Annotated in this window: 2 protein-coding genes and 1 pseudogene; all 3 read right to left on the bottom strand. The window is 59.2% G+C overall.

Going from position 1 to position 2,541, the window contains the following annotated elements; genetic code table 11:
* A pseudogene (locus tag PHI64_RS23540) lies at positions 1 to 335 on the bottom strand (type II restriction endonuclease); the annotation flags it as partial.
* Positions 336 to 432: 97 nt separating this feature from the next.
* Entirely contained in the window at positions 433 to 1,728 is a 1,296-nt protein-coding gene (locus PHI64_RS23535; RefSeq protein WP_299888859.1) for an HD-GYP domain-containing protein, read from the bottom strand.
* 9 nt (positions 1,729 to 1,737) lie between these two features.
* Entirely contained in the window at positions 1,738 to 2,148 is a 411-nt protein-coding gene (gene flgB / locus PHI64_RS23530) for a flagellar basal body rod protein FlgB (RefSeq protein ID WP_366945265.1), read from the bottom strand.
* Between the last annotated feature and the right edge of the window lie 393 nt (positions 2,149 to 2,541).

Below are 2,541 nucleotides of genomic sequence, written 5' to 3'. Positions count from 1 at the left end.
CAATCGCACGCATGCAGCAACCGTCCAAAGGCACGTTGATTGTCCCTGTCTTCGTAGATATCCGGAATCCTCAGTTTAGGCTTCCACAGGAACGCATGGTCGGCCCCCTTGAAGATCTGACGCTGCTCGGCAATCGAGGCCACGACCGTTTGGAGAGAAGATCCTTGATAGACATTGCCGAAGTTGCCTTCGTCGATCTCCTTGATGACCTGGCCGATTCCACGCCGGATCGAGCGGAAGTTCTTCAGTCGTTCGGGCCACAAGAACCAGGACTGGTAGCTTCCATTCGGGTCTTGCTTCCAGCGATCAATCAAGAGACGGGTAGTTTCAGACATGCAGATGGAAAGCAGATCAGGTAGTCGATCAGGGTATCACCAACAGAAGGCTCGACGGGACTCGCACCTACCGGACACGTTCTGCACTTGGCATGAACTACGCAAGCGGCGGCAAGACACCCAGCTTGAAGTAGCGCGACAACGCCTCATGGAGACGTTGTCGTAGTTCGTTCGGATCTGCCCGCGTGATCGTGACGTACAGCGCAGGGGCGATATCCATGAACGCGGTCGCGATGCGCGGATCAAAGTGACTTCCGGATTCGCGCAGGATGATCTGCATGGCCTCGTCGAGCCCCATCGGCGACTTGTAGGAGCGCTCGGAAGTGAGCGCATCGAACACGTCCACGACGGCGAAGATCCGGGCGATCAGGGGAATTCCCTCGCCGCGCAAACCATCGGGGTAACCTTTTCCGTCCAGACGTTCGTGGTGGTGCCGGATGATCACGGCAGCCTCCTGCAACCAGGGGTTTCCGGTGACGATCTCAGTACCTAGGACCGGATGCTTCTGCATGACCAGGAGTTCGGCGGGCGTCAGCGAGCCCCCCTTCAGGAGGATGCTGTCGGGAATCCCGATCTTGCCCACGTCGTGCAGAAAGGCACCGGCAACCAGGTGCGAGATATCTTCCGCCGAGACCCCCAGTGCTTCAGCCAAACCAATCGCGTAAAGCGTGACTCGATAGTTGTGGGCATCGGTACCGGAATCCTTCTTGGCCACGGCGTTTCCCAGGGAGCGGATCAGCGACAGGTTGGAGTCCAGCAAGGAACGGGACAAGTCCGTTGAGCGCCGCAGCAAAGCCAGCATCAGGGGATATAGAACCAGCGCTGTCGCCACCACGGCGCCAATAGCGGTAAGCGCCCCCGTGCGAACCTGGTCCCGTTGAGCCTGGAGAGTTTCCGCATCGAGCCGGCTGAGGGTCCTCACATATCCGACAAGACGCCCATCGCTACCGGAGATCGGGACAACGACGTGGATCAGATGCTCGGAACCCACTTCGATCCAGGTGCGGTGGATCTGGTGCCCCTCTGGACGTTTCAAGGTTTGGGCACGAAGCACGTCTATCAGCGAAACGGTGCTACTCCCCCAGTTCTCGTAAACCGGACTGCCATCACGATCAAAGACCTGCAGCCCGACAAAACGACTCTTGTCCAGCAAGCTCTCCAGTTCGTCATGACCGTCAGGCCGGCCAGCGCCAACGATCACCTGCATCGCAGGCGTGGCGAAATGGCGGGCGCTGCGGGTGGCCTGCTCCAGTGCGGCCTGTTCCGCCCGGTAGGTTTCAACGAAATAAGCAACGCCACCGGCAACCAGCGCAACCACGGTCGCAGCCAACCCAAGCCTGATGGCCAGCATCCCGTGCAGCTGGCCAGAAGTTTCTGGCAACAGGCGGCTCATGTCAGCTTTTCACTTCAGGCTCTGGAGCATTTCGATTTCGTGTTTGAAGTGCCCACTCACCCGATCCATTGAGAACTTGAGCATCAGCGTGTTCTCCGCGAACTTGGCCCGTTCGACATCCATTTCGACGGTGTTCCCATCGACACTGCCTTGGCTGGGGACATGGTATTTCAGGGGGATGGGAGGCGGGGTGCCGGTGCTTTGTCCTGGCAAGTGCCCCATTGAGGTCGTGGTCAGGGATACTGGAGGCACATTCGCCGCCGCCTGGGCGTTACGTAGCGCGTCCTGGAAATCGATGTCGACGGCCTTGTAGCCGGGGGTATCGGCGTTGGCGATATTGGACGCGATGATTTGTTGACGATAGGCCCTCAAGCCCAAGGCGAGTTGCTGAAAATCATGGCTCGGGTGCCCTGATCCCACCAATGGGATGTGACGGGGTTGGAAGACATCCCCCAAAGAGGGCCGTGTATCGCGTTGTGCTGAACTCTGCGGTGCGCCCCCCGTACTGGATGCGGGACTGGGCGTCCCCGACGGGGCCGTACTGGTCGTTCTGCTCATGACCTGTGAAAGAGCGCCGGCAAAGGAAGAGGTGCCACTTGCCGAAACGGTGTGACCACTGTGCCCAACGTCCGAGGTCGGCTGAACCGGCCCAGGGCTTCCAATTCCGGCAGCGAGGGGCATGGCAACTTACTCCTGTTCGTTCATGATCAGGATGGCCTTCACCGGATCGATCGGTCCGGTCTCATGCCATTTGCTACTGAGTTTTGAAGCTGATGCCTTGTCCATGCAGCCGTGGTTGCACTCCACGACCCA

Source organism: Zoogloea sp., assembly GCF_028689785.1.
GTDB lineage: Bacteria > Pseudomonadota > Gammaproteobacteria > Burkholderiales > Rhodocyclaceae > Zoogloea.
Note: the sequence above shows the minus strand (reverse complement) of the source record. Positions and strands in the feature narration are given on the sequence as shown.

Coding starts and splice junctions, on each gene's coding strand:
- PHI64_RS23535 (WP_299888859.1), bottom strand. CDS start 1,728: ATGAGCCGCCTGTTGCCAGAAACTTCTGGCCAGCTGCACGGGATGCTG.